1 protein-coding gene is annotated in these 254 nt (G+C 69.7%); it reads right to left on the bottom strand.

All coding sequences use genetic code 11. The features are described 5' to 3' along the window. Positions 1 to 254, bottom strand: a 254-nt coding sequence (locus ACQG3P_RS20700; RefSeq protein ID WP_426806100.1) for a hypothetical protein, incomplete at both ends; no start/stop codon positions are given.

The following is a 254-nucleotide window of genomic DNA, read 5'->3' as shown; positions in this document are numbered from 1 at the left end:
GCTTTGCGGTCATTTCAAAGCGATCCTGGGCCAGCTGCGGACTCAAGTCCGCGCCCAGCATAGGCCCCAGTGCCAGCGTGGCCACGAAGGCCAGCGCCGCCATGCCCAGTACCTTGCCCGGGTGGGCCAGTGCGGTCGGCAGCAGGCGCAGGTAACCGCGCTCGGCACCGGCGTACGGCTTCATGGCCAGGTCGCTGGCCTTGCGCATCTCCGGGCCGATCACCGCCACCAGCAGGCGCCACACGCGCACGATG

The organism is Stenotrophomonas sp. SrG, from assembly GCF_050031795.1.
Classification (GTDB): domain Bacteria; phylum Pseudomonadota; class Gammaproteobacteria; order Xanthomonadales; family Xanthomonadaceae; genus Stenotrophomonas; species Stenotrophomonas rhizophila_A.
Note: the sequence above shows the minus strand (reverse complement) of the source record. Positions and strands in the feature narration are given on the sequence as shown.